Source organism: Mesorhizobium sp. C395A (assembly GCF_030323205.1).
Lineage (GTDB): Bacteria > Pseudomonadota > Alphaproteobacteria > Rhizobiales > Rhizobiaceae > Mesorhizobium.
In genome coordinates this window covers 6,107,700-6,133,426 of sequence record NZ_CP100473.1, presented here as the reverse complement: position 1 = coordinate 6,133,426, position 25,727 = coordinate 6,107,700, and the positions used below count along the sequence as shown (strand labels likewise).

Sequence of the window (25,727 nt, the reverse complement as noted above, 5' to 3'; positions counted from 1 at the left end):
AAATACGGCTGTGCCGTTGGACAGCTGAGCAACGGGTCCGCCTAAGAAATATCTGAAGTCTTCGTTCCCGCGGACGGCGAGCTGTCAAGCGCTCACCGATGTTTTCGACCACGATCGAGTGCCTGATGAGAGTGCGGGGCGGATACTATGACACGCTCGGCCCGCTGCTTGCCAATGTCAGGCCCAGAACCCACGACAGAGATCCTTGAGCGACGGCTCGCCGTTTAACGTTTTTTGTACTGTTATCTACGTTCGACCATATTCGTCGTCGAAGCGAACGATATCATCCTCGGCGAGATAATCGCCGCTCTGCACTTCAATGATAACCAGGTCAATTCTGCCTGGGTTCTCGAGCCGATGCTTATGGCCGCAGGGGATGTAAGTAGATTCGTTTGTCCCCAGGAACAACTCCTGCTCGCCATTGACGATTTTGGCGGAGCCGCTGACCACGACCCAGTGCTCCGAACGATGATAGTGCATCTGCAGGCTCAACTGGCGACCGGGCTTTACCTCGATGCGTTTGATCTTGAAGCGCTCGCCTTCCTCCAGAACCGTATAGGTACCCCAGGGCCGGTGTACCGTGCTATGGACCAGATGAGCTTCATGTCCCGAAGCCTTGAGGCCCTCGAAGAGCTTCTTAACGTCCTGAACGCGGTCGCGGGATGTGACAAGCAAAGCGTCCGGGGAATCCACGATCACCAGATCGCTTACGCCCACCGTGCCGATGACGCGCTTGTCGGAGCTCACATAGGTGCCGGTCGTGTCGACCATATGCACATCGCCGCGTATCCTGTTCCCGCTTTCGTCGGGGGCGATCAAATCGGCCATTGCGTTCCAGGATCCGATGTCGTTCCAATCCATGTCGCAGGGAACCACGGCAAGTCTGTTAGTCTTCTCCATGATAGCGTGGTCGAGCGAGATTCGCGGCGCGGAACCGAAATGCTCAGGCGCGAGTTCGATTTTGGCAAAGCCTTGGCGTTGACTGGCGCGGCCGTTCTCGTAGCTGTCGGCGACGGCCTGGAGCACCTCGGGACAATGCAAAACCATCTCGTCGAGCATGGTTTGCGCACTGAAGCAGAAGATGCCGGCGTTCCAGAAGAAGCATTCGGACGCGACATAGGCTTTGGCTGTCTCCAGATCCGGTTTTTCGACGAAACGGACGACGTTCTCACCATCTGCTTCGATGTAGCCGAATGCTGTGTCCGGTCTGGTTGGGGTGATGCCCAATGTGGCGATCCGCCCGAGCTTCGCATGTTTCATGGCCAGGCCCATGACGTCTAGAAACGCAGGCAGGTTGCCAATCAGGTGATCGGCCGGGAAGACGCACAGGATCGCGTCAGGGCCTTGCGTTGCCCTCGCATGGATCGCGGCTGCAGCCACGGCGGCGGCCGTATCCCGGCCTTCGGGCTCGAGCAGAAAGGTGCGTGGCAGGACCACGGAATCCAGTTCGTCAAATTCGTCCTTGGTCAGGAAGAGGTGGTCCCCGGATGTCACAGCGACGAGTTCCACGACACCTTCTATCGAAGCGGCGCGCAGCACAGTGTGCTGAATGAGAGAATATCCATCCGCCATTTTGAGGAAAGGTTTGGGGTGCGATTGCCTTGAGGCGGGCCATAGCCGCGATCCGGCTCCGCCGCTGATGATCACGGGAATGACTTTCATAACCAACCTCAATTTCGTCTCTGGAGTGATCGCCCGCGTTCTTTCGAGCGTCAGCGTCACGATCGCCGTCGCTCTGGCTTGTCTGCGGCCCCCGCGTAACAGCGAAGTTCTGGCACGTTGCAGGCGGCGTCAGATGACGACGGTATCGGTAATGTACGACGCCTCCACTGGCGTCGGTGAGAAATGCGCATTCAACTATGCCTGTTGGTTGCGTCTGCCGAATTGCGCAGGTGGCGGGTCTTAACTGAGATCAGAGACTTGGCTGCCTTCTATCAAAGTCAAACGACTTGGCTCTTTCAGATCGAATTCAATTACCCGTGGTGCGAAAAGGCGTGCATATCGTGTAAAGGCGCTCGTCGGGGGAAACCGAATTACGGTATCGCAGCGCCCGAGAAGATACATCTCAACGAGGGCGGAAATTCCGCCGTCAATCCCGAGTGCTGCAGTGTGTAAAGGGCCACCTTGATTGGATCCGAAGTGCTTCGGGACAGTGAGCAGATCGGGAAACCTGGCCGACAGAAGATCCAGTATCCGCGCGCTGTCCGTGCATAAGAACAGCCGCACAGGCCTGGGGTGCGGTAACGCCTTAGCCTTGTCAATTGCAGCGCACACTTGCCGAACGGCGAGCTCCGGATCGGCCCAGTAGGGCGCATGCTCCATGATGTCTTCACCGTTACCGTGCCGAACATGAATCCCGATGATGCTGTGCCCGTCAAAACATTCCTGATAAATGGCATCTATGCGGGCTTGAATTTCTGGCCGAGGCTGGACACTCTGGAACACCTGCCGCTCTGCATCCTCATCGCACCGCCACATCAGACAAGCGTCACACACTACTGTGTTCGCTTCGACATCGTGTTCGGCCTGAAAGAGCTCGCCCAACTCATCGCGCTCTTGGAAAATCTGCTCATCTGGCCGGTAAAGGCACTCGATCGCCGGCCTGTTCCACCACTCCGGGAAGAATGGACCAGGGAAGGAAACGTCGTTGATCCGGTCGTCGGAAATAGCCGGCACGCCAGCGATGTCATTGATCGGCTGGAAGAACACCGGAAACGCATTTGTGAAGGGTTGGTCGAGGTAGCAGGCCCCCCGCCAGTCGATGACTAGAGTTCGTCCCGACCGCTGCGCGTAGCGCCAAGCGGCCGCCAATGACCACAGACAATCACCGAACCCCGTACGCCTCCGAGAGACGACGAACCGGCACTTTTCCAATCCACTAACATGCATTTTCGGAAATCTCGTTCAGAGAGGAGGTTGCCCGGTTTGGTATCCTTAGTCGACACGTAGACCCTGACGCCGGGCGCTTGGCAGAGGCCGGGCCATAGGGCAGAAGAGCTCACTCAGCACTGCCCACTAATCCCGTGACGCTCGCACAGCTTGAAGCCGATGCCCTCGCTTCCGGTTCAGCCTTCTCTACTGGGCTTCCGCGGCATATGTAAAATCTATTGAGTGGATGCCGGCCATCCATGTGTTGGATGCCATGATGAAGGGCTCGGCTGACGCGGGCCCGGCCAATAGAGCCGAAACAGCCGGGAAACGCTGCGACACTGCCTGCCGAAGCAAATCATTCCGTCGACGCCCTACGCCAAGGTGCAAGGCTGCATACAGCAACCGGTACCGGGCGAGATGAGGTCGACAGCTCGACGCGCCTGGAACCAGCTGATCGACAGAATCTGCAGTCTGCTCCCAAAGTTCTGCACGACCTGTGCCGGATGCTGTGGTGAGGGCTCGCGGCCACGAACTTTGTCCTCGCCCCGAACGGAAGCTCGGGACCTACGACTCCGGGCCGGCGATGCGCCCCGGCTGCTCGGTCAGACCATCCATTCTGTGGATGCACTTTATCCAAACAATCGATTTCACTGATCCAAACAATTCCCATTAGAAGACGCTGAAGCAAGAAAGAAGGGCGTCCTCACTCGCTGATAGATGAGCAAATCAGCTGCAAGGTGCTCGGAGTACAGTCGCTCGCGGCGTGAGCTGATCGGCACTCTAACCGCATGTACGAATCCCAGTTAGCGGCGCAACTCTATTTTGCGTGACTCCAAGCAAGAGCAGGTGTGCTCGGCTGGCAGACTGTCAATGACGAGCTTCGCGCCGCATCTGTCGAAGTGCTCCATAGGGCACGGGGCGGGCCGCACATTGTGTCGGCGTGGCGAGCCGGAGCCGAAACTTTAAACTTTAGATAGAGCAGGAATAGAATGGGCGATAGCAGAAAAGTTGCTCTTATTACGGGCATAACTGGACAGGATGGTGCCTATCTTGCCCGTCTTCTTCTCAAAAAGGCTACATCGTTCATGGGATTAAGCGACGTTCCTCTTCCTTCAACACGGGTCGTGTCGAAGACCTCTACCAAGACCCGCACGAATCCGATCCGCGCCTGATCTTGCATTACGGTGACCTCACTGATTCGACTAACCTCATCCGCGTGGTTCAGGAATCTCAGCCAGACGAAATTTACAACTTGGCTGCTCAGAGCCATGTGCAGGTGTCGTTCGAAACACCTGAATACACAGCAAACGCGGACGGTATCGGTACATTGCGACTTCTTGAGGCGATTCGCCTCCTCGGTCTGACGGACAAGACCCGCTTCTATCAAGCCTCGACTTCGGAGCTATACGGCCTCGTGCAGTCCGTACCGCAGAACGAAACGACGCCCTTTTATCCGCGCAGCCCTTACGCCGCCGCCAAGCTCTACGCCTACTGGATGGTCGTCAATTATCGCGAGGGCTATGGTATGCACGCTTCCAACGGCATTCTTTTTAATCACGAAAGCCCCCTTCGTGGCGAAACTTTTGTGACGCGCAAGATCAGCCGCGCTGCCGCTGCTATCTACCTGGGCAAGCAGGACAAGCTTTATCTCGGCAATCTCGATGCTCAACGCGATTGGGGCCATGCGCGTGAGTACGTGCGAGGTATGTGGATGATGATACAGCAGGATCAACCGGGTGATTACGTGCTGGCTACGGGCAAAACGACTCCTGTCCGCCAATTCGTCGAGTGGGCTTTCGAAGATATCGGCGTCGAGATCGAATGGCGTGGCAAGGGTGTCGGCGAAAAGGGCTATGATGTAGCGAGCGGCAGATGCCTAGTCCAAGTGGACCCACGCTACTTCCGCCCCACGGAAGTCGATCTTCTCCTGGGTGACGCTACCAAGGCGAAGGAGAAGCTCGGCTGGGTGCATGAGACATCCGTGCGCGAGCTTGCTGCGGAAATGGTGCGCGAAGACCTGAAGGTCATGCAGACATCTGTAGTCATGAAGGAAGCGTAATGTATGATCTGAACGGAAAAACCGTGTGGGTCGCTGGCCACAAAGGTATGGTGGGCAGCGCTGTTGTACGCCGACTCGCGTCTGAAGACTGCAAAGTTGTGGCCGCCCCTCGGGGAGAGCTAGACCTCAAGCGACAGACCGAGGTTGAAAACTTCGTGGCAGTGATGAAACCGGACGCTATCATTATGGCGGCGGCAAAGGTAGGTGGTATTCTCGCGAACGCCACCTATCCGGTCGACTTTCTTTACGACAATCTGATGATCGAGGCCAATATCTTCGCGGCAGCCCACGAAAACAATGTCGACCGCGTCCTCTTCCTCGGCTCGTCTTGCATCTATCCGAAGATGGCACCACAGCCCATTCCTGAAAGCGCGCTTTTGACCGGGCCACTAGAGCGCACCAACGAATGCTACGCCGTCGCCAAGATCACCGGCATCAAAATGGCTCAAGCCTATCGCCAGCAATACGGCCGCGACTACATCTCCGCTATGCCGACGAATCTCTACGGGCCAGGCGACAATTATGACTTGCAGTCAAGCCACGTCATCCCAGCGCTGATCCGGAAAGCGCATGAAGCTAAGCTCATAAGTGATAAGCAAATCACCATCTGGGGCACGGGCACACCACGTCGGGAATTCATGCACGTCGACGACTGCGCCGACGCATTAGTCTTCCTTCTGAAGAACTACTCTGACCATGATCACGTCAATCTCGGCTGCGGACAGGACATCACGATCCTAGAGCTGACTAGAATGATCTGCCGTGTAGTCGGATTTACTGGGGAGATCGCGCATGATCACTCTAGACCTGACGGTACACCGCGAAAGCTGATGAGCGTCGACAAGCTGCGCACTTTGGGATGGGCGGCAAAGATCACTCTCATGGAAGGCATCGAGAGTGTCTATCATGCATTTCTAAACGGGAGCTACACCGAACGGCGGTAGATAAGAGGATTTGCTGCGTCTCAGGCCTGTACGCGCTTTCGGGACCCAGAGCTAATGTAGACTGAGACAATCACTCGATGGCGATAGCGCTCATGTGAGCCAGCCGCGAGGAGCCCCGCCGGACCCGGACCCCATCCGCTCCAACCTCGTCGCCGTGAAGGTCACGGTGCGCTGCCCACGCCGACGCCGACTGCGTCAATCCTCACAAGGGTAACCGTCGATAACCGAACGCGTCTACGGTAACCGAATGTACTTCTTGTTCTCGTCCGAGGGATCTGTCGATGGGCATTCCGGACGAGCCAAAGTTTGAGCATGTTACCTTCAAAACCCGGTTAGCAACGTCGGATTTGGTATGAAATTCGGAACAAGTGGATTACGGGGCCTGGCGACAGAATTGGCAGGAGCCGCCTCTGCCCTATATGCAACGGCATTCGCGACATTCCTGCTGGAATCCGGCCTGGCCAGAATTGGCGACGAGATACTCATAGGGCGCGACTTTCGCGCCTCGAGTCCGGCCATCGCCGCCGTCTGTGCGGCGGCACTGTCCGCGCTCGGCTTCATCGTAGTCGATTGCGGCGCAGTCCCCACCCCTGCCCTGGCACTGTATGCTCAGGCGCGTAAGAGTGGTTGTTTGATGATCACAGGCTCGCACATTCCGGCCGACCGTAATGGAATAAAATTCTATCGACCCGACGGTGAGATCGACAAGGATGATGAGCGGGAGATAACGCGCATCGCCTTGCAGCTGGAGAAGCGCGGATACGTCCTTGAAGGTGCTGTTGCACGTCGGCAGCACCGGGAGGCCGAATGCAAGGCCTTGTTCATGGCGCGCAATCGAAAGCTTATGGAGATTAATGCTCTAAAGGGCTTAACGGTGGGCGTATATCAGCACAGCACAGTCGCGCGCGATCTCTTGGTTGACATTCTCTCATATCACTGTGCGACGGTCGTAACCCTGGGACGTTCGGAAGTTTTCATTCCTGTCGACACTGAAGCGGTCTCTGACGAGACTGCTCAACAGTTCAAGCTCTGGGCCAAAGAGCATCGGCTTGATGCGGTCGTCTCGGCAGATGGCGATGGTGACCGCCCACTGGTAGCTGACGACCATGGAGACCCCCTTCGCGGTGATTTGTTAGGCCTGATTACGGCGAACTTCCTGCAAGCGAAGGCAGTCGTCACGCCGGTCACATCAAACTCTGGTATCGAGACCGCAGGTTCTTTTAAAGTCGTGCGTACCAAGGTTGGATCGCCATTTGTTATTGCTGCCATGCTCGATTTGGTTGCGTCGGGTCACGAGCGCGTGGTTGGTTTCGAAGCAAACGGTGGTTTGTTGACCGGCACGGACTTTGACCCGAACGGAACTAAACTGCCAGCGCTACCTACACGCGACAGTTTTCTCCCCATCCTGGCGGCACTTTCCCTTGTCAGTACAAGTGGGCAGCCACTGTCGGAGATTGGCAGTTCCTTTCAATTGCCGGCGGCGGCGGCGGATCGCTTGGAAAATTTTTCCGTCGAAAGCAGCACTCGCCTCATGACATACCTTCGTTCAGCGGAAACTAACATCGCCGCCTTCGTCGGGTCGATTGGAGTGGTAAGCAAGGTTAGCGATGTTGACGGACTTCGTATCACTCTCGCGGATAAGCGTGTCTTGCATTTGCGTCCATCCGGAAATGCCCCGGAAATGCGGTGCTACGTCGAAGCCGAAAATCGGGAGGACGCGGAGCTTTTGCTCCGGACTGGATTGGATCGAATTCGTAATTGGACGCAAGGCTAAATAAAAGCCGCCTCCCTGCGTATTCCCAGGTGACCCTGGGGTCGCACAAGCTACTCAAGCGCGATCAGAACGTCCACAGTGTCCCGGCCCTGTCCGCTTTGAAGCGAACCGGAACGCCCGTGGAAACAGCCGATCCGTACCAGCCACGGAGCATCCGGTCGCTCATGGTCAAGGCAGCGCCTTCCGGTAGCGAACAGCCGGTCCCGCACTGACCGCCTGCGCCGCATGTACGATGGCGTTGGTGTCCAGGCCGTGGTGACGGTATAGGTCCGCAATAGTCCCCGTCTGGCCGAACTGCTCGACCCCGAGCGCCTTCACGCGATGCCCGTTAACCCCACCGAGCCACGCGAGCGTCGCCGGGTGGCCGTCGATCACGGTGACGATGCCGCAGTCACGCGATAGCGGCGCGAGCAGCCGCTCGATATGACTCAGGGCGCCAATCGCGCCACGCTGCCGGGCACGTTCCGCCGCCTGCCAGCCCGCATTAAGCCGGTCCGCGGAGGTGATCGCGAGCAGCCCGACATCGCGCCGGTCCTCCGCCAGAAGACCCGTCGCGGCAATCGCCTCCGGCGCGACGACGCCTTGATAAGCAATGACGACACTCGCGTTGGGCCCAGGCGGACGCAGCCAATAGGCGCCATTGACGATGTCCCGCGCGAGCGCCGGGTTCATGTCGCGCGGCGGCTGCTCGAGCGGCCGGGTTGACAGGCGAAGATAGACCGATCCTCCGGTCTGATCACGCAGCCACGTCGTCTCATCCGGATCCCCCTCGCCATTACGTTGCATGTAATCGAAGGCAAAGCGCATGATCACGGACAGTTCGTCGACGAAGGCCGGTTCGAAGGCGCAAAGCCCATCCTGCGCCATGCCGATCAATGGGGTGCCGATCGACTGGTGTGCTCCGCCCTCGGGCGCTAGCGTCACGCCCGAGGGCGTTGCGACCAGCATGAAGCGCGCATCCTGATAGCAGGCGTAGTTTAGCTGGTCGGCCGATCGGTAGATGAAGGGATCATAGACTGTCCCGATCGGCAGCAGGCGCACGCCATTGATCGAGTGCGAGAGACCGAGCGCCCCGAGCATGATCATCAGGTTCGACTCGGCGATCCCGAGCTCGAGGTGCTGCCCCTTCGGCCCAAATTCCCAGGTAAAGGTCGACGGAATGCGTTCGGCCTTGAAGGTGTCCGCCATGGTCTCCCGGGCGAAAAGGCCGCGCCGGTTGACCCAGCCACCGAGATTGGTCGAGACCGTCACATCGGGCGAGGTGGTGACAATGCGGTCGGCAAGCAGACTGCGCTCGCGTGCGATGTCGTTCAGGATCTGGCCGAACCCCATCTGGGTCGAGAGCGGCTTGCCGGGCTGCCCCGGTGACGGAAGGGTTTCAGGCACCGGCACCGACGGCGCAGACAGCCTCCTACGCCCCTCACTGAAGAACGGCGCCTTTGCGAAGAAGGCGTCAAGTTCCGCTTCCGGCAAGGTGGCGGCCGCCCATTTGTTCCACTCCTCACCCCGCTTTACGCCCATTTGCAGGCGGTAGTCTTCCATCTGCGTGGGCGTCATCTGCCCCGCGTGGTTGTCCTTGTGTCCGGCAAGCGGCAGACCGTAGCCCTTGATGGTGTAACAGATGAAGCAGACGGGACGGTCATGCCTGGACGCCGCCTCGAAGGCTTCGAGGAGGCTCGGCATGTCATGCCCGCCAAGGTTCGTCATCAACGCCTGCAACTCGTCGTCGGAGCGGCGTTCGATCAGAGTGGTGACCGGCCCTTGGTCTCCGATCTCGTCGAGCAGCCGCTTGCGCCAGGCAGCACCCCCTTGGAAGGTCAGCGCCGAATAGAGCTGGTTCGGACAGCGCTCTATCCACTCGAGCAGCTTCTCGCCCCCCGGCTCGGCAAAGGCAGCCTCTTGCAGAGCCCCGTGGCGCAGGACCATCACGTCCCAGCCGAAGTTGCGAAAAATCTGCTCGAAACGCTGCCAGAGGCCCTCCCGGATCACGGCGTCGAGCGACTGGCGATTGTAGTCGACCACCCACCAGCAGTTCCTGAGCCCGTGCTTCCAGCCTTCGATCAGGGCCTCGTAGATGTTGCCCTCATCCATCTCGGCGTCGCCGATCAGGCTGACCATTCGGCCCTCGGCACGCTCCTTCATCCAGCCGTGACCCGAGACGTAGTCCTGCACCAGCGACGAGAACAGCGTCTGAGCAACGCCGAGACCCACCGACCCGGTCGAGAAGTCGACATCGTCGACATCCTTCGTCCGCGAAGGGTAGCTCTGCGCGCCCTTGTAGCCGCGGAAGTTCATGAGCTTTTCGTGGGTCTGGTTGCCCGCCAGATACTGAAGTGCATGGAAGATCGGCGCCGCATGGGGTTTGACCGCCACCCGATCCTGCGGGCGCAGGACCGAACCGTAGAGCGCGGTCATGATGGTACTCAGCGACGCGGACGAGGCCTGATGCCCCCCGACCTTGATCTCATCGCCCTCGCGGACGTGGTTGGCGTGGTGGATCGTCCAGGCTGCGAGCCAGGAGACGCAGCGCTCGATCTCGTGCAGATATTCCAGTTTCCTCGTCATTCAGTTTCCCGCAAATCAGCTGCCGGTCTCACAGGACCCCCGCCCAAATGGTCAAAGATCGAGTTTCAACACACCTGTCGCGCGCGATACGCAGGGGATGAAGCGGTGGCCGCGTGCCTCCTTGGACAGGACGGCATCCCGATGGATCGGCTGTCCCGCCAGCATTGCGCATTCGCAGGTCCCGCACACCCCGTTCTCACACGAGGCCATCAACGGCACACCGGCCGCACGCAAGGCGGCCAGTGCCGTGGTCTCAGCCGAAACCTCAACCACCCTGCCCTCAGCCAGTTCTATGACGAATGGTTCCGGTGGCGCGCCATCAAACTCGGGAGGCTGGAAAGTTTCGAAATGAACAGTACCCTCGGGCCAGTGTTGAGCCGCGCGCCCCACAACCGCCATGAAGCCAGGCGGTCCGCAGTAGTATGTCTGCGCGTCGTCCGAACGGTTCGCCAGCAGCGCGGCGATGTTCTGCCGGGTCTGAGGCTCGTTGTCGAAATGGATCCGCACATTGCCGCCAGGAAGATCGCTCCCGATCGCCGCCAAGAGTGGCGTGAGCGCCCGGCTGCGGGTGAAATAGTGCAACTCGAAGGGCTTGGCCTGCCGGGTCAGCGCGCGCGCCATGGCCAGAATCGGGGTGATCCCGATTCCCCCTGCCAGCAGCAAAGTCGGCCCCTCGCCTGGCTTGAGCGCAAAATGGTTGCGTGGCGCGGAGACAGGCAGTGTGGAGCCGACGGCAATGGTTTCGTGGATCCACGCCGAGCCGCCACGGCCGTCATTCTCGCGCTTCACCGCGATGGTGTAGCGGCCAAGCTCGGTCGGGTCGCCGCAAAGTGAATACTGACGCACCTTCCCTTCAGGCAGATGGACGTCGACGTGAGAACCCGCTTCGAACGCCGGCAGCACAGGTTTACGTGGGTGTTTCAGGTCGATGACCAGCACGTCGCCCGGCTCCTTGCGGGCGGCGGTCACGGTCAGCTTCATGATGATGCGCGGCGACGCCATGGCGTTTCACTCGTCGATGGGCAAAATCAGATCACCGGGGCGGATCACGCCCCCGACCTCGATTGTGCAGTTCAGGCCGGAGCGGTTCAGAAGCCCCTCGTAGAGACCCGGAAGCCCGAGCAACTCCTCGATATACTTGCACGGCACATTCATCCGGGCGGCCCTGAGAATCGTTCCCCCGACCCGGAAGCGTTTGCCGACAAGATGGCTAAGCGGAACGCCTCGTGTCGTCAGATTGCGCCGGTGATCTTCGGGTCCGAGCTTGGCCTTGAAGCCCGGAATCCTGGGCTCGCCCTTCGCGATGGCGTCCAGAACTTCAGCTTCGATCAATGTCACCTCCCGAACGTCGGGACGCGCCGAATAGGTCCCCGTCCCCAGGTAGTAGCGGTCTCCGACAATGCCTTGGCCGGCAATAAGCTGCGCCTGCGCCAGCTCCTCCATTTCATAGGAGCCGGCAGGCGCGATATGGACGTGAAGCAGCTTTCCTCGCCAGGTCATCATCGCTCTCGGAAATTCGTCTCGTGGAAACCTGCTGCAAAACTGGCCTGATCAACAGCGCCAGTTGCATGGCATTTTCCCGGTCCAGTTGGCTGTTTGGAAAGAAATACGGCGGGCCCTCGGACCGTTTTCAGCGCCAGCTTTCGGCGTCGCCCCGTCTCAGTTGTTCCGCGCCGGCATCGCGTCTTGCACCTGCTTGACAACCTCTCGCAGGACCTCAACGCCCTTCCCGATCTGCCGAATGCTCAAGGCGGCATAGCCCATGACAAGTCCGACGCGATCGGTGCGGCCTTGGTCCGATGGCCGTTCGTAGAGCGGCGAGATCAGGTGTAGCCCCAGGCCAGCGTCGCGGGCGGATTCGACCAAGGCCGTTTCCCGCGATCGTGGCAGGTCATTGAACCAAACCGCGACGTGCAGTCCCGCATCTGCTCCCTGGACAGTGATGCGATCCCCGAAGCTGTGCTGCAAGGCACCCAACAACGTTTCCCGACGCTCGCCGTTCAGCCTGCGCACACGGCGCACATGGCTTTCGTAGCCGCCGCTCTCGATCAACGATGCCAGCGCTTCCTGTTCAGCGACCGGCGAATGCCGGTCTGCGAATTGTTTGGCGGTTGCGAAGACCTCCTGCAATTCGGGCGGGAGGACGAGGTAGCCGATGCGCAGCATCGGCGAGAGCGTTTTGGAGATCGTGCCGAGGTAGATGACAGCCCCGTGGTCCTCGAGACTGTGCAGCGGAGGGACCGGATTGATGTCGTAGCGATATTCGCTGTCGTAGTCGTCCTCGATCACATAGGCGTTGTTGTGCCGCGCCCATTTCAGAAGCTGATGGCGGCGCGCGATCGGCATGACGCCGCCAAGCGGAAACTGATGCGATGGCGTCACATACGCCAGTCGTGCTCCGATCCCCGCCAGCAACTCGGTCCTCATCCCGTCTTCGTCGACGATGACCGGGATGGGTGAGGCACCCGTACTGGCAAAGACCTGACGCGCCATCCTGTAGCACGGATCCTCGATGACGAAACGGTCGGCGGGATCGAGAAGCAGGCGCGCGCACAGATCAAGACCCTGCTGCGAACCGTTCACAACTATGATCTGGTCGAGGTCGCAGCTCAGGGTCCGGGCGCGCCAGAGATAGCCCTGAAGCGCCTGGCGAAGCCGGCGCGAGCCGCGAGGATCGTCATAGGCAAGACGCAGCGGGCGCTGCCCCATCGCCTCGTTCATCGCGCGTTTCCAGACCAATGAAGGGAAATCCGACGGCGCGAGGTCGCCATAGCGGAACTCGACCTTCAGCCCAGTCGGCAGATAATCTGGCCAGGGTGACGTCGCGCGCAGCCGCTCGCCATATGCGGACAGGTGGATCGGGCCGACCCGTTGCGCGTGAGTGCGCCCCGTCCCAGGGCCCATCAACGAAGACGCAACGCGAGGTCGTGCGCCTTGACGGACTTCGATGAAACCCTCCGCAGCCAGTTGCTCATAGGCGACCGTCACCGTGGTTCGCGAAACGCCGAGGTCATTTGCCAGGGCTCGGGAGGATGGCAACTGACTGCCGGTTTCGTAGACGCCGCCGAGGATTTGCTCGCGAAGGGCTTCGTATATCTGGCGTGCACCCATCGCGTGCGAGCGCGCTGCAGACCCGGCACTTGAAGACTGGACCATCTCTTTCATCGCCAACTGGATATTTCACATTGGCCAGGTTGCCGTCAATCTTTCGGAACCCCAAGAGAGATCGCAGAGGCCGAATGACCAGCTCCCATCAATCCGAAACCGATGCTCCCACGGGGTCGCTCAACCGCACCAGCCCCGGATTTGCCACCCGGGCGATCCATCATGGCTACGATCCGGCCGGCTTTTCCAATGCCGTCCAGCCGCCAGTGTTCCTGACGTCAACCTATGGGTTCGAAAGCGTGGCAGCAAACGATGCCGCCGCCGCCCTTGGTGGACGGCTCTATGCGCGCGAATACAATCCCACGACCGAGATCCTCGAGCAGCGGCTCGCGAATCTGGAAGGAGCCGAGGCGGGGCTGGTTGTTGCCTCGGGGATGGCGGCCTTCGGCACTCTGATCCTGTCGCTCCTGTCCCAGGGCGATGAACTCATCGTCCACAAGACGCTTTATGCGAACACGCTTGCCATGGTCGAACAGGCGGTCCCCCGCTTCGGCATCAAGGTCGTCGCGGTCGATCTGTCAAATCCCCACAATCTCGATGCTGCGATCACCGAGCGGACGCGGCTGGTTTTCTTCGAGACGCCGGTGAATCCGCTGAGCCGCATCCTCGACATAGCGGCAATTGCCGAGCGCGCTCACGCGCGCGGTGTGAAGGTTGCCGTGGACAGCACCTTCGCCTCGCCCGCGCTCCAGCGACCGCTTGAGCACGGGGCGGACATCGTGCTCCATTCGATGACCAAGTACATCAATGGTCATGGCGATGCCCTTGGCGGGGCGCTTCTCGGCGACGCCCAAACGCTCCGTACGCTGCATGAAACGGGCCTGCGCTACATCACCGGCGCAGCGCTCTCGCCCCTGTCAGCTTTCCTAATCCTGCGCGGTCTAAAGACGCTGACGCTGCGTATGGAACGGCACAGCGCCACGGCCCTTGCGGTGGCTCGGGCGCTGGAAGCGCACCCGGCGGTGGCATTTGTGAGTTATCCGTTCCTCGACTCGCACCCTGATCAGGTGACGGCGCGAAAACAGATGTCCAACGGATCGGGCATGTTGGCCTTTGGCCTCCACGCTGGATACGAAGGAGCGCGCCGGATGATGGACCGGCTCAACCTGATCATTCGCGCCGTCAGCCTCGGCGATGCCGACAGCCTCATCTATCATCCAGCAAGCCTCACCCGTGCTCGGCAGCCGATCCGCAAGGATGCCCATTTGGCCGATGGAGTCGGCGAGGATCTCATGCGTCTCTCGGTGGGGCTTGAAGACGCTGATGACCTGATCGCCGATCTGCGGCGGGCTTTGGACGTCTTGTAATGACCTGGCGTGCGGCCACCTCTGCGCTCACACAAAGATCTGGAGCCTTGCCATGGCATTCCTGAGCGGTCTTTCCGCGTTCCCCATCACCCCGACCAATCGTGACGGCCGCGTCGATAGCGTTGCCCTGCGCAGGCTGATTGCTCGGCTTGGCATTGCTCAGGTCGATTCCATCGGTCTTCTCGGCAGCACCGGCACATACATCTATCTGTCGCGCGAGCAACGGCGGCGGGCGCTCTCCGAGACCTTGGACCAAACGGCGGGGCAAATGCCGGTCGTGGTGGGTGTGGGCGCGCTGCGCACCGATGAAGCCGTGGGGCTCGCGCAAGACGCCAAGGCCCTTGGAGCAGCTGCGGGTTTGCTTGCCGCCGCCTCCTACACCCCGCTTACTGATGACGAGGTGTTCGAACATTTCTCCACGGTGGCGCGCGAAAGTGGCCTGCCGATCGTCGTCTACGACAATCCAGGAACGACGCATTTCCATTTCAGTCCACCCCTTGTCAGCCGCCTGGCAAAGGTGGCTGGGATTGTCGCCATCAAGAATCCGACAGACAAAAGCGATGCGATCAAGAACCACCTGACCGCCCAGAGGCGCACACTGCCGGAAGGGTTCTCGATTGGCTACAGCGGCGACTGGAACGCCGCCGAGGCCATGATCGCCGGCGCCGACACATGGTACAGCGTCCTTGCGGGCATCCTGCCCGAGGTCTGCATGACGATCGTCACAGCGGCGCAACAGGGCGATGCGGCCGAAGCGCGACGGATCAATGCCGCGCTGGTCCCGATCTGGAGCCTCTTCAAGGAGTTCTCGAGCCTTCGCGTCGTCTATGCACTCGCTGAATTGCTCGACGTTTGCAGTGCCGAACCCCCGCGTCCCATCCTGCCTCTGCCCCCAGCAGCGAAGCGCCAGATCGCCGCCGCGTTGAAAGGTTTGCCATCGGATGCCAGCCGGTGAACAGCAAACCCCGTTCGGCAAGTGAAAGGAAGTGCATGTATTTACCCGCTCATTTCGAGAATTGATCGAAAACAACGCACTCGGCGTGCTGATAGCCATGGCTGGAGCGGTCTCGACGCCAATCACACCCCTTCGAACTCGACAATCGACTGCGGAGGTACAGACTGCGCAGGGCACTCCGCCCATGCCGCACCGTTCGCCTTCAAACTAGGAATCGGTGGTTTGTCCATTTGAATGGCATCGAGCCGGCGCTTTACTCCGGCCCGGTGCGCGCATTGAAGCCGGTGCCAATGCCGCCGGCGAACACCAGATTTCCGTCCTCGACATTCGCCAGAGCACGCTTCCCGACCGCCGTAACTGTTGCCGGGTTCGCAGCCGATGACGATGAACTCATCACTCAGCACGCATTTTGTCTCACCCATTCTTGGCGCCGGCCGGATCGATATGGACTGACACGCAGCTTGGAGACGATGCCGTCGAGGCCGAACTGGCAGACTTGCGCGAGAATGTCGCTGCCGCCGCTGATCTCGTCGCTCAGAACGATGCCGTTTGGGCGGCGTCTCAGCAGGTTAACTAGCGCTTTGCGCCGATCGACGAGTGGCCGATCGCGAAGACCCTCGCCGTCGATCTTGAGCAGGTCGAAGCCGGCAAGCATGGTCCTGACGTCTCCCGCCGCGGCCAAGAACCCGCTGAAGACTGGGAATGCGCGACAAGCCTTCTGGTCAACGACGAACGCCTCACCGTCTATTATCGCGTCCGAGGCGCCGAGCTCGGCCACCGCCCGGGACGATAGTCGGAAACCTGAGGGTCCAGTCGTGGAGGTTGCGGGTCGAGGTAGGCCCCCATCGATAGTCGTCCCATTTCATTTCGTGTAGCCAATCAGGGCCCTGCCGGACGCGGCCGACCAGCGGTCGATGTTCGCGACGACCCGAATGTCCAGTCTCGTGTAACTCAGCCTAAAGCGGCCTGTCCGCCCAAAAAATGACATTCAGTTGCCTCCAGCCTTTCGACACGACCCACTTCACGATCTCGTAACTCGCCAACCTAGCGGCTTGTTGCTTGAGCTGCGCGTTCCTAGGGTGTGGTCGCTAGGCCTCAGCAACAAGAGCTCGGTTGCCAGGCGGGCGGAGGCTCAACGAGATAGCCAGCTCAGGACAAGGAGAGCAAGCAATGGTCGCTTTTACCCTCAATGGCGAGGCGCGAACACTCGACGTCGATCCAGAGATGCCGCTGCTCTGGGCGGTCCGTGACGTCATCGGACTCACGGGAACGAAATTCGGTTGCGGGCTTGCCCAGTGCGGCGCTTGCACGGTTCACGTTAACGGCATGCCGACGCGCTCGTGCCAGACCGCAGTCGGCGACATCGAAGGAGCCTCGATCACCACCATTGAGGGTGTGTCGGGCAAGATAGGCGAAACGGTCCAGGCCGTGTGGGCCGAGTTCGACGTACCTCAATGCGGCTATTGCCAGTCTGGCCAGATCATGTCGGCCGTGGCCCTCCTTACAGAAACGCCTAAGCCGACGGACGATGATATTGATTCGGCGATGAGCGGCAATCTCTGCCGCTGCGCCACCTATCATCGCATCCGCGCGGCCATCCACGAGACCGCCAACCGGCTGGAGACTTGAGGCATGTCGCAGTTTCTCTCGAAGCATAACTCCGTGCGGCCCACGCGCCGCCGGTTCCTCGTCGGCGCGGGCGTCACCACCGCTGGCCTCGCCGTGGGCTACCGGCCAGTGCTGGCGGCGTCCGACATCGCACAAACGACTACTGCAAAGGTTCAGGCGAACCCCTTCCAGACCTATGTCGAGATCACAAAGGAGAACCGAATCATCATCTACTCCTCGCAGTTCGAGATGGGACAAGGCTCCTATTTCGGCATCGCCACCCTGGTTATGGAAGAGCTCGACGGCGACTGGGCGCAGGTGGACGTGGTCGGCGGATATGGCAATACCGCGCTCTACGGCAATGTCGCCTGGGGCGGGGCCGCACAGGTAACTGGTGGCTCCACGTCGATGAGTTCGTCGTGGGAACGCTACCGCAAGGCGGGTGCTGCCGCACGGGCCTTGCTGGTGGCGGCCGCGGCGCAGCGGTGGGATGTGCCAGCCGGCGAGATCAAAGTCGCTTCCGGGGTCGTGTCGCACGCCTCAGGGATGCAGGCGCGCTACGGTGACCTGGCTGAAGCCGCAGCGGGAATGCCGGTTCCCGACGACGTGCCGCTAAAGCCGCGCGACAAGTGGGCCCAGATCGGATCGGACAGCCTCAAGCGCTACGATTCCGCCGGCAAGACCAACGGCGCGCAGACCTACACGATCGACCTCATGATGGAGGGACTCCAGACGGCCGTTATGATCCATCCGCCGAAGTTCGGCGCCGAGATCGAGAGCTTCGACGCAACCAAGGCCAAGGCACTCGACGGCATTGTCGATGTCGTCCAGACGCCGCGAGGCATTGCCGTGGTTGGCAGGGACACCTGGACGGCGCTGAAGGGCCGCGACCTCGTGGAGGTGACCTGGAACGAGGAGAAGGCCGAAGAGCGCGGCACGGCCGAGATCATGGCCGAATACAACAAGGCAGCAGACGATCTGGGCGCGGCCACCGCGCGCGACGACGGTAACACTCCCGCAGCGTTCGCCAGTGCTGAGAAAATCATCGAGGGGCACTACGAATTCCCCTATCTTGTTCATGCTTCGATCGAGCCACTCAACGCGGCCGCCCGAATCAACGAAGACGGCACCATCGACGTCTGGGGCGGACACCAGATGCCCGACCTTTATCAGGCGGCTGCCGCTCAGGTAGGCGGCACCACGCCGGACAAGGTGAGGCTGCACGTGATGAAGACCGGCGGCAGTTTCGGCCGCCGCGCGGTCTTGGATGCAGATGTCATCATCGAAGCTGTTTCCACAGCGCGTGCACTGGGACGCGGCAAGCCAGTGAAGGTGCAGTGGACCCGCGAGAATGACATGCGGGGTGGGCGGTACCGGCCGGCCTATGTGCACGCAGTCAAGGCGGGGCTCGACAAGAAAGGCAATGTCGTCGCTCTCCATGACCACATCGTGGGCCAATCGGTCTTGGGCGGTTCGACCTCTGCGGCGATGATCAAGAACGGCATCGATCCAACCTCCGTAGAGGGCGCCACCAACCTGCCCTATGCGATCCCGAACCTGAAGGTCGAGCTGACCACCACGGACGTGAACATCCCGGTGCTGTGGTGGCGTTCGGTAGGCTCCACCCACACCGCTTACGCGGTGGAAACCCTGATCGATGAGCTCGCCGCCGCTGCGAACCGTGATCCGGTCGACTTCCGCTTGTCAATGCTCGGTCACCATCCACGGCATGCCGCCGTGCTTAAAGTGGCTGCTGAGAAGGCAGGCTGGGACAAGCCTCTGCCGGAAGGCCGTTTCCGCGGCGTGGCCATGCATGAAAGCCTCTCGACCTATGTCGCCGATGTGGTGGAGATCACCCTCAACGATGAAAATGGTTTCAAGGTCGACCGCGTCGTCTGCGCGGTAGATTGCGGCACCGCGATAAATCCTGACCAGATTCGCGCTCAGATGGAGGGCGGTATCGGATTCGGGCTAGGCGCGATCCTCCAGGAGGAGCTGACCCTGAAGGGCGGTGTCGTAGACCAAGAGAACTACGATACCTATACACCGCTCAGGATCGAGCAGATGCCGCGAGTCGAGGTGCACATTGTGCCGTCCGAGGAGCCGCCCACGGGAGTTGGTGAGCCAGGTGTGCCGCCGATCGGCCCGGCCGTCGCCAACGCGCTACGGGCGGCGACGGGCAAGACTATCCGCAAGCTGCCGATTATAAAGAACATGTCAGGAATGACACCATGAAACAGCCGCGATGAAGATCGCGCCGTTTTCGAACGCCTCCTGACAGGCGCTCATTTCCATGGGTCAAATTCCGGCGGCTGCCCGCTCCAATAGCCGGTTTGGAGACGGCACCCCGTGTTCTGAACGACCACAGACGGGCCTTGGCGCCGGTTCCACTGAAGAACCGCTTTCGAGACGCAAATGCGTCCACTCCATTGAAGAGCACAACCGTATAGCACCAGGAAGGCTAGCTACCTCCATCGCTTCGGAGACCCAGGAACCCTCAGAAAACCGAACCTCCCGAGCTCAGAGGCGCTCGTGATCACAATCGCGCTGGTGCGTGGATCATTGTTCAAGGGTTTGCCGATAGGCAGGCGAGATGGCCGATCGACATGATCTTCGCCCGATGCCCTACAAACACAATGCCAGCCGCTGTCACGGAGTCGCGAAGACGAAGGCAATGAGGGTCGACGCCGATACTCGTCGTTTGGTTGACAGAGCGCTTGGAATGCCATGCGCTTCACATCGGAGTAGCCATCCGGGAAGCCTGAAGCGCTTTGAAAACGCATGTGCTGCGGCTGTTATTTATAGCGTGGATGACTTTGATCAAAACAATCGATTTCATCACTCTTCCGGAATCGTGCATGGACAAAAAAGAGCCTCACGCACCAATCACACGCTGCTCTATCGCGTGACGAAAGCTGCCTTAGGAATAATCCAAAGGAGAAAATCTTCGATGCGCCCTGACGTGCAGTGGAGGTCGTGCCGAGAAAGTGAGTTGCAACTGGCCGACAAAGTCGGGCGGTGCGACCATGGTCGCTTCGGAGAATGAAATCGGGCCAGTTCACGGGGGCGGTACTGTTATTCGTCGACGGCCGCCCTTCCCAAGAACAGGCGGCATCGCAAGTTGGTTCTGCCGATGAAAACGACATCGCCGGATACATGTCAGCAGCCGCTCAGGATTGGATGATCCAGCCAAGCTCTCGGCGTGATGGCACTGTAGGCGTCACAGTCGAAGCATCTCATTGATCGTTTATGAGGCTTTCTTCGATGCCGCTGATGCCTGACGGGCGGTCGCAGCTGCAGGCGACAACACGGCCTATTTAGTTGGAAACAGTCGAGGTAAGCCAATTTGGCTTCCCGTTACTATCTGGAGAAAGAAATGCTGTGCCTAGGAATCAGCGGCGGACTTGACCAAGTCCATGAAAACCGATTCGAACGTCCGAACGCCTTTATGCACGACGGCGCCGCGGTGCTCGTCCGAGACGGAAAGGTGATAGCCGCCGTAGAAGAGGAACGCCTCAATCGAATCAAGCACTCGAACAAGCTGCCAAGTGGTTCGATTCAATACTGTCTCTCGACGGCCGGGGTTCAGCTCAGCGACATTGATCGTGTCGCGGTCTACGCCAGCGAGCCCTATGCCAACGCCATGCTTGAAGGTATGTCCGCTTCCCAACCGGACATTCTCTCCACTCCGTTGGATGCTAAAATGTTGGTGCAGAACCTGTTAGCGCGTGAGTTCGGCACTAAGTTGGACAGTTCGCGTATTTCATTCGTAGGTCATCATCAGGCGCACGCCGTGAGCGCCTTTGCAATGTCGGGCTTCGAACAAAGTCTCATTCTAGCGATTGATGGCTGTGGTGATTTCCTGTCGGGCCTTGTGGCGGTAGGGTCTGGCACAGAAATTACGCAAATCGAGGCTTTCCCGGAGGACAATTCTCTTGGGCTGTTTTATCTCGAGACGATCCGCTGTCTCGGCTACGGCATGTTCGACGAGTATAAGGTAATGGGACTCGCGCCCTATGGCGACCCCGCTCCCTATCGCGAGCTCTTCGAGCAGTTCTACGAGCTCTCCGCCAACGGTGGCTACCGTGTTCACCTCGACCGCATCGGTCCGGCGTTGCTCCGCAACATCGAGATCAGGCGAAAGGGAATGCCTTTCACCCAGCAGCATCGAGATGTGAGTGCGTCACTGCAGGAAGCGCTTGAGCGGATCGTGTTCCACATTCTCCGGCACCACCGTGAGGCCACCGGCATGAAGCGGTTGTGTCTGGCGGGAGGGGTAGCCCACAACTGCACGATGAACGGCAAGCTGCTGTATTCAGGGCTTTTCGAAGACATCTTCGTGCAACCCGCGTCTCACGACGCTGGCTGCGCATTGGGAGCTGCGCTGATAGTCTCTAACGAGATGGGCCGCCCCGCGCCGCGTGAGCGACTGCAGGAGGTCTATTGGGGTCCTGATCTCGGGAGCGACCGCGCCGTGGAACAGGAACTGAATGCATGGTCCGGACATCTCGAGGTTGAACGCTCTTATGACGTAGCGAGCAGTGCAGCCCACTGGATCACCAACGGCGCCGTGATCGGCTGGGTGCAGGGTCGTTCGGAGTTTGGGCCACGTGCGCTGGGCAACCGCAGCATTCTTGCCGACCCTCGGCCCGCTGCAAACAAGGACCGGATCAATGCCATGGTCAAGAAGCGCGAAGGCTATAGGCCTTTCGCACCATCTGTGCTGGAAGAGGATGCGAGCGAATTTTTTGACCTCCCGGACGGTAAGCACGAATTTCCATTCATGAATTTCGTCGTTCGCGTGCGTGACTCAAAGCGCGCCTTGTTGGGTGCCATTACGCACGTCGACGGTACGGCTCGGCTGCAAACAGTATCGCGCGATGCCAACCCCGCTTACTGGGAGGTCATCAATGCGTTCAAGAAGCGGACAGGCACTCCAATTCTGCTCAATACGTCCTTTAACAACAATGCTGAACCGATCGTGGATACGGTTGCAGACGCGATTGCCACATTTTTGACGACAGAGCTGGATGGACTTGTGGTCGGGCCCTTCCTGGTAAAAAAACGGGCTGCAACGCTGCAGGATTGGACTGCGCTTGCGATTTCATTGCCTCCCTCAGTCTCCCTCCATCAAACCCGTGCTTACACAGCGCGAGATCATCAGGAGACTGTCTGCGAGATTATTCCGAACCACTCCAGCATTGACAGTGTGCGAATTTCAAACGACCTGTTTAATCTGCTGATGCGGATTGAGGGCGAAGCCGTGTTAAGCGATCACCTCAATATAATTGCGCCGGATAAGGCTAAGCATGAAGCTCTGCTGGAGGACCTGCGAAGACTGTGGGAGCAGCGCCTGGTTCGGCTGCATCCCTCACAAGCTGCTCGGATGGATCATGGGTCCGATAAAACGCCGGACCAGCCTAACAGGCTATCAATGTGATAGAGATGCCGCTCAAGCTCGGCCAATCAATAGTGTTCATCGACCCCGCCTGCGAGCTCACCGCTGTGATTAGGGGGGTCGAGGTCGCCCTGGTCAGTATGCTTAGGAATGCTATTGAATGGGTCGTGTGCCTGGGTTGGAAAGGCGGGTCTGGCCTCACCGGACTTCTGTGTCGAGAGGTCCAGCCCGCAAAACTTTAGAAACTGGCGATGATGACCTAAGCGGCGAAGATCGCCGGCTTCGGCAACGACGGTCAATGCCTCGATCGGTCCGATGCCCGGGATTTGTCGCAGGAGCTGATAATCCTGGCTGTGCCGCAGCAGATCGTCGGCCTGTGCTTCGATCTCATTGCGGTGCCGGATCAGGCTGCGTGCTTCGTCAATGACCATCTGGAACATGCGAATGGCAGGCGCATCAAGTCATTCAGTGGCAGCGGCAATCCGATCGATGGGCGCGCCGTCTCGAAAACATCGTCAGAATCTGTGTCTTGCTGACCTTGCGGCCGACGGCATCCCAAGCTGCTGCCACAAACTCCTCCTTCGTCAGCGCCGTGAAGCTTGCTGGGGTCGGAAAGACATGGAGGAAGGCAAAGAACCGATCGCTGCGGCTGTTCCCCCGGAAGCGATCGATCTCGGGAAAATACAGCGGCTGGTAGTGTGTCAGCATGCGGTGCTGGATCTCGGTCTAGGCCCTGGCGATCGCTTCATGTGTCTTCGACAGTTCATGCACTTCGTTGATGCCGGCTCGCAGCGGATCATGGTAGACCTGCGTCGCCTGTATCCTGAGCATGTGTAGGATCACCTGGGCATCGATCTTCTTGCCGAATATGACGCCGAAGGCCTAAGGAAGCCCAGGCATCTGTTCTCGATTTTGCCTACTAGGCTGACGAGAAGGTCGCGTGCCGACAGCAGCACCCGCACGACACAGGTGCCGTGGCTCTTGATGCGAACCTGCTTAAACCATCCGGTCCGTCCGATCTGAGCAAGGCCCGCCGCTCGCGGCGGCCCGATTTGTCCGGCATCATCGAGAGGGCGGCGCTTGACACGATCGGAAGTCCGCGCTTCGTTAACTCGTTCCAGAGCCAGATCGCAAGCGGTCACGGCTCCATGCCGATCCGCTCCGTCTCCGCAGCTCCACAGTCCCGCCCGCATCTCCCGGTCGCGCCCGGGTAGCCATTGCGCTGCAAGGCGGGTCTGATCGCTACGGCGGCGCCGCCACCATCAGTCGGTTCGGCGACAAAGCCAATCATCTCCCGTAAGAGAAGTGCTTTCGGGCAAGTTCCGCAGGTTCAAGGAGATCGTTGACGGCGCCGCCACTTGGGAGCTGCGTCGAGTGCATGGTCGAGCTTGCCGCCCAAGGTACGTGGCTTCGAAATGCGTGCGATTGCGCCTCATTCAAGACCGGTAGCGGGTGGTCGCCGACATACAACGGGGCGCCGGCGACTGAAACGAACCCGTCGGCCACGACGGAGCAATCCTGCCGCCTGACCAGGCGCGTGGAAAAGTATCACAACGGTGACCACAGCGTCGCTTCAGGCCGTCAAAAGCTATTGCCGTGCGTCAAGGCGGGCTAGGTGACCCGTCGGAGGCCGGCACCAGCGGCTTTGTCGGGACAAGACCATGCTATTGGGATTTGGCCGCCGCAGCCGCGAGCATCGCTTCTCCCATCGCAATGGCCCCTTGGGCACGCAGCATTTCACCAGGGTTCTGAATGTCGCGCACCTCTTTGTTCTGGCTGAGTTTTGATTTTCCAACCAGGCCGGTGATCTCGATCTCCAGGGCGACGATTGCCTTGACCATCGTGTCGATGAAGTCCCTCGGCGCGTCGCCCATCTTCCATGGGACCGGCTGGGAGGTTTCTTGCATATGAGTGAGCTTCGCCACGTTGCGGCGCACATACCGCTCATCATCCCGGACAGTGATGCGTCCGTGGGCATGGACGACGAGATAGTTCCACGTCGGCACCTGCTTGTGGAATTCATGCTTGCTTGGATACCAGTTCGGCGAGATGTAAGCGTCGGCCGCACGGAAGATTACGAGAACCTCATCGCCATTGGCGACTTCCTCCCAGACTGGATTCTTGCGGGCAACATGGCAATTGAGGACGCCCTTGTCTCCCTTCGAGCGGTCGAGCTCAAAGGGGACGTGGTTCGCGTCGAGGATGCCTTTGCTGTGGGTGACCAGGATACCGAGCGGGTGTCTCTCGATAAGCTCGAACAGGGCGTTCTGATCGGGGACGGCAAAATGTGGCGGAACGTACAACGCTAAATCTCCTGTCGTGAATGGCGGCTGTTAGTGATCGGCGAAATCTTACGGAACGGGCCCCTGAATCTTCGCTGCCGTCGACGAGTGCCCCGGATCTCGGTGTCCACTACGCTCAAGCACCGCCATCGTGAAGTGGGCGGGCACATCAGATGCCGCCGCGTATGCGTGCGGTTGATCAGTGACAAGCCGCGCACTCTCGCCTTCGCTTAATATTACCACATGGGCACCTACCACAACGCTCAGGGCACCCTGACTGACCGAGATCAGCTCGCGCGTATCCGGACTATGAGCGTCCGCGGAAAACACGTCGCCCGGCATAATGACCCAGCTCCACAATTCGAACATCGTGCGCCCCGAGGTCGATGAATGAAGTTGTGCAAAGCTTCCCTTGGCGCTTGTCCAAAGTGTCCTTGTCTCTATCCGCTCAATAGGAAGGCGAACTGTGGAAGCCTCGTCATTCAGCAAATCGGCCACGGAGAGCGAAAACGCCGCCGCCAGTCGGCAAAGTATGCCGATACTAGGGTTCGCCTTGCCTTGCTCCAGCGAGACGACGGTTCCTTTGGACAAGCCGCTCAGTTTTGCCAGTCGATCCAGGGTCAGATTTTTGTCGCGCCTCAAGTCTCGGATTCGAACCGCTATAGCTTTGCCAAGCACCTGCTCGGAACCCATCGCTGTCGCAACATCGGTCATTATATTGACTTAGGACCTCGGCTCACCTATTGTGGTCAGTATAATGACCAGGCCGAAATTGCAACTGCCCGTTAGGAAGGAAATG

Annotated in this window: 17 protein-coding genes and 2 pseudogenes; 8 read left to right on the top strand and 11 right to left on the bottom strand. The window is 59.7% G+C overall.

Annotated features, from left to right (window positions below; all coding sequences use genetic code 11):
* Positions 1-246: 246 nt before the first annotated feature.
* Both NLY37_RS29615 and NLY37_RS29610 read right to left on the bottom strand, forming a co-directional pair.
* On the bottom strand, positions 247-1,662 hold the full coding sequence (locus tag NLY37_RS29615) for a mannose-1-phosphate guanylyltransferase/mannose-6-phosphate isomerase (RefSeq protein WP_023740434.1): 1,416 nt from the start codon (positions 1,660-1,662) through the stop codon (positions 247-249).
* A 240-nt stretch (positions 1,663-1,902) separates the two neighbouring features.
* Positions 1,903-2,889 carry a nodulation protein NodZ gene (locus tag NLY37_RS29610; protein ID WP_023740433.1) on the bottom strand — a complete coding sequence of 329 codons (987 nt, stop codon included), beginning with the start codon at positions 2,887-2,889 and terminating at the stop codon, positions 1,903-1,905.
* 971 nt (positions 2,890-3,860) lie between these two features.
* Here NLY37_RS29610 and gmd point away from each other — a divergent pair.
* The 3 genes and pseudogenes from gmd to NLY37_RS29595 all read left to right on the top strand — a co-directional run bounded on the left by gmd (position 3,861) and on the right by NLY37_RS29595 (position 7,648).
* Positions 3,861-4,930, top strand: a pseudogene (gene gmd / locus NLY37_RS29605) (GDP-mannose 4,6-dehydratase).
* On the top strand, positions 4,930-5,874 hold the full coding sequence (fcl, locus tag NLY37_RS29600; RefSeq protein WP_023689384.1) for a GDP-L-fucose synthase: 945 nt from the start codon (positions 4,930-4,932) through the stop codon (positions 5,872-5,874). Before gmd ends, fcl begins: the two are co-directional and overlap by 1 nt.
* A 352-nt stretch (positions 5,875-6,226) precedes the next feature.
* The gene (locus tag NLY37_RS29595) at positions 6,227-7,648 is read left to right on the top strand and encodes a phosphomannomutase (protein ID WP_023689385.1); all 1,422 of its coding nucleotides are present in this window, start codon (positions 6,227-6,229) and stop codon (positions 7,646-7,648) included.
* 168 nt (positions 7,649-7,816) lie between these two features.
* Here the strand turns inward: NLY37_RS29595 and NLY37_RS29590 are convergent, their stop codons facing one another.
* The 4 genes from NLY37_RS29590 to pdxR form a co-directional block, all read right to left on the bottom strand.
* Positions 7,817-10,213, bottom strand: a complete 2,397-nt coding sequence (locus tag NLY37_RS29590) for a transketolase (protein WP_023689386.1) — start codon at positions 10,211-10,213, stop codon at positions 7,817-7,819.
* Between the two features lie 51 nt (positions 10,214-10,264).
* On the bottom strand, positions 10,265-11,215 hold the full coding sequence (locus NLY37_RS29585; RefSeq protein WP_023689387.1) for a PDR/VanB family oxidoreductase: 951 nt from the start codon (positions 11,213-11,215) through the stop codon (positions 10,265-10,267).
* Between the two features lie 6 nt (positions 11,216-11,221).
* A complete protein-coding gene (locus NLY37_RS29580) occupies positions 11,222-11,713 on the bottom strand; it encodes an MOSC domain-containing protein (protein WP_023740432.1) in 492 nt (163 codons plus the stop codon).
* 159 nt (positions 11,714-11,872) lie between these two features.
* Positions 11,873-13,369, bottom strand: coding sequence for a MocR-like pyridoxine biosynthesis transcription factor PdxR (pdxR, locus tag NLY37_RS29575; protein WP_023689389.1), 1,497 nt, complete (start codon positions 13,367-13,369; stop codon positions 11,873-11,875).
* A gap of 83 nt (positions 13,370-13,452) precedes the next feature.
* Here pdxR and NLY37_RS29570 point away from each other — a divergent pair, with 83 nt between their 5' ends.
* Together NLY37_RS29570 and NLY37_RS29565 are read left to right on the top strand one after the other, a co-directional pair.
* Entirely contained in the window at positions 13,453-14,685 is a 1,233-nt protein-coding gene (locus NLY37_RS29570) for a trans-sulfuration enzyme family protein (RefSeq protein ID WP_023689390.1), read from the top strand.
* Positions 14,686-14,737: 52 nt separating this feature from the next.
* Positions 14,738-15,640, top strand: a complete 903-nt coding sequence (locus NLY37_RS29565) for a dihydrodipicolinate synthase family protein (RefSeq protein ID WP_023689391.1) — start codon at positions 14,738-14,740, stop codon at positions 15,638-15,640.
* Positions 15,641-15,893: 253 nt separating this feature from the next.
* Here NLY37_RS29565 and NLY37_RS29560 read toward each other — a convergent pair whose 3' ends face one another.
* Together NLY37_RS29560 and NLY37_RS29555 are read right to left on the bottom strand one after the other, a co-directional pair.
* Positions 15,894-16,034: a hypothetical protein gene (locus NLY37_RS29560; RefSeq protein ID WP_023689392.1), complete on the bottom strand. Its 141-nt coding sequence runs from the start codon at positions 16,032-16,034 to the stop codon at positions 15,894-15,896.
* Positions 16,035-16,037: 3 nt separating this feature from the next.
* The gene (locus NLY37_RS29555) at positions 16,038-16,418 is read right to left on the bottom strand and encodes an ATP-dependent DNA ligase (RefSeq protein ID WP_023689393.1); all 381 of its coding nucleotides are present in this window, start codon (positions 16,416-16,418) and stop codon (positions 16,038-16,040) included.
* A gap of 392 nt (positions 16,419-16,810) precedes the next feature.
* Here NLY37_RS29555 and NLY37_RS29550 point away from each other — a divergent pair, with 392 nt between their 5' ends.
* The 3 genes from NLY37_RS29550 (at position 16,811) to NLY37_RS29540 (ending at position 22,688) form a co-directional block, all read left to right on the top strand.
* Positions 16,811-17,269 carry a (2Fe-2S)-binding protein gene (locus tag NLY37_RS29550; protein WP_023689394.1) on the top strand — a complete coding sequence of 153 codons (459 nt, stop codon included), beginning with the start codon at positions 16,811-16,813 and terminating at the stop codon, positions 17,267-17,269.
* A 3-nt stretch (positions 17,270-17,272) separates the two neighbouring features.
* Complete coding sequence (locus NLY37_RS29545; protein ID WP_023689395.1) at positions 17,273-19,483, top strand: xanthine dehydrogenase family protein molybdopterin-binding subunit; 2,211 nt, start codon at positions 17,273-17,275, stop codon at positions 19,481-19,483.
* 1,141 nt (positions 19,484-20,624) lie between these two features.
* Positions 20,625-22,688, top strand: coding sequence for a carbamoyltransferase family protein (locus tag NLY37_RS29540; RefSeq protein WP_023689396.1), 2,064 nt, complete (start codon positions 20,625-20,627; stop codon positions 22,686-22,688).
* 149 nt (positions 22,689-22,837) lie between these two features.
* Here NLY37_RS29540 and NLY37_RS29535 read toward each other — a convergent pair.
* The 3 genes and pseudogenes from NLY37_RS29535 to NLY37_RS29525 form a co-directional block, all read right to left on the bottom strand.
* Positions 22,838-23,498, bottom strand: a pseudogene (locus NLY37_RS29535) (transposase); the annotation flags it as partial.
* An 812-nt stretch (positions 23,499-24,310) separates the two neighbouring features.
* On the bottom strand, positions 24,311-24,949 hold the full coding sequence (locus tag NLY37_RS29530; RefSeq protein ID WP_023729033.1) for an FMN-binding negative transcriptional regulator: 639 nt from the start codon (positions 24,947-24,949) through the stop codon (positions 24,311-24,313).
* A 48-nt stretch (positions 24,950-24,997) separates the two neighbouring features.
* Positions 24,998-25,642, bottom strand: a complete 645-nt coding sequence (locus NLY37_RS29525) for a helix-turn-helix domain-containing protein (RefSeq protein WP_023689402.1) — start codon at positions 25,640-25,642, stop codon at positions 24,998-25,000.
* Positions 25,643-25,727 lie beyond the last annotated feature (85 nt).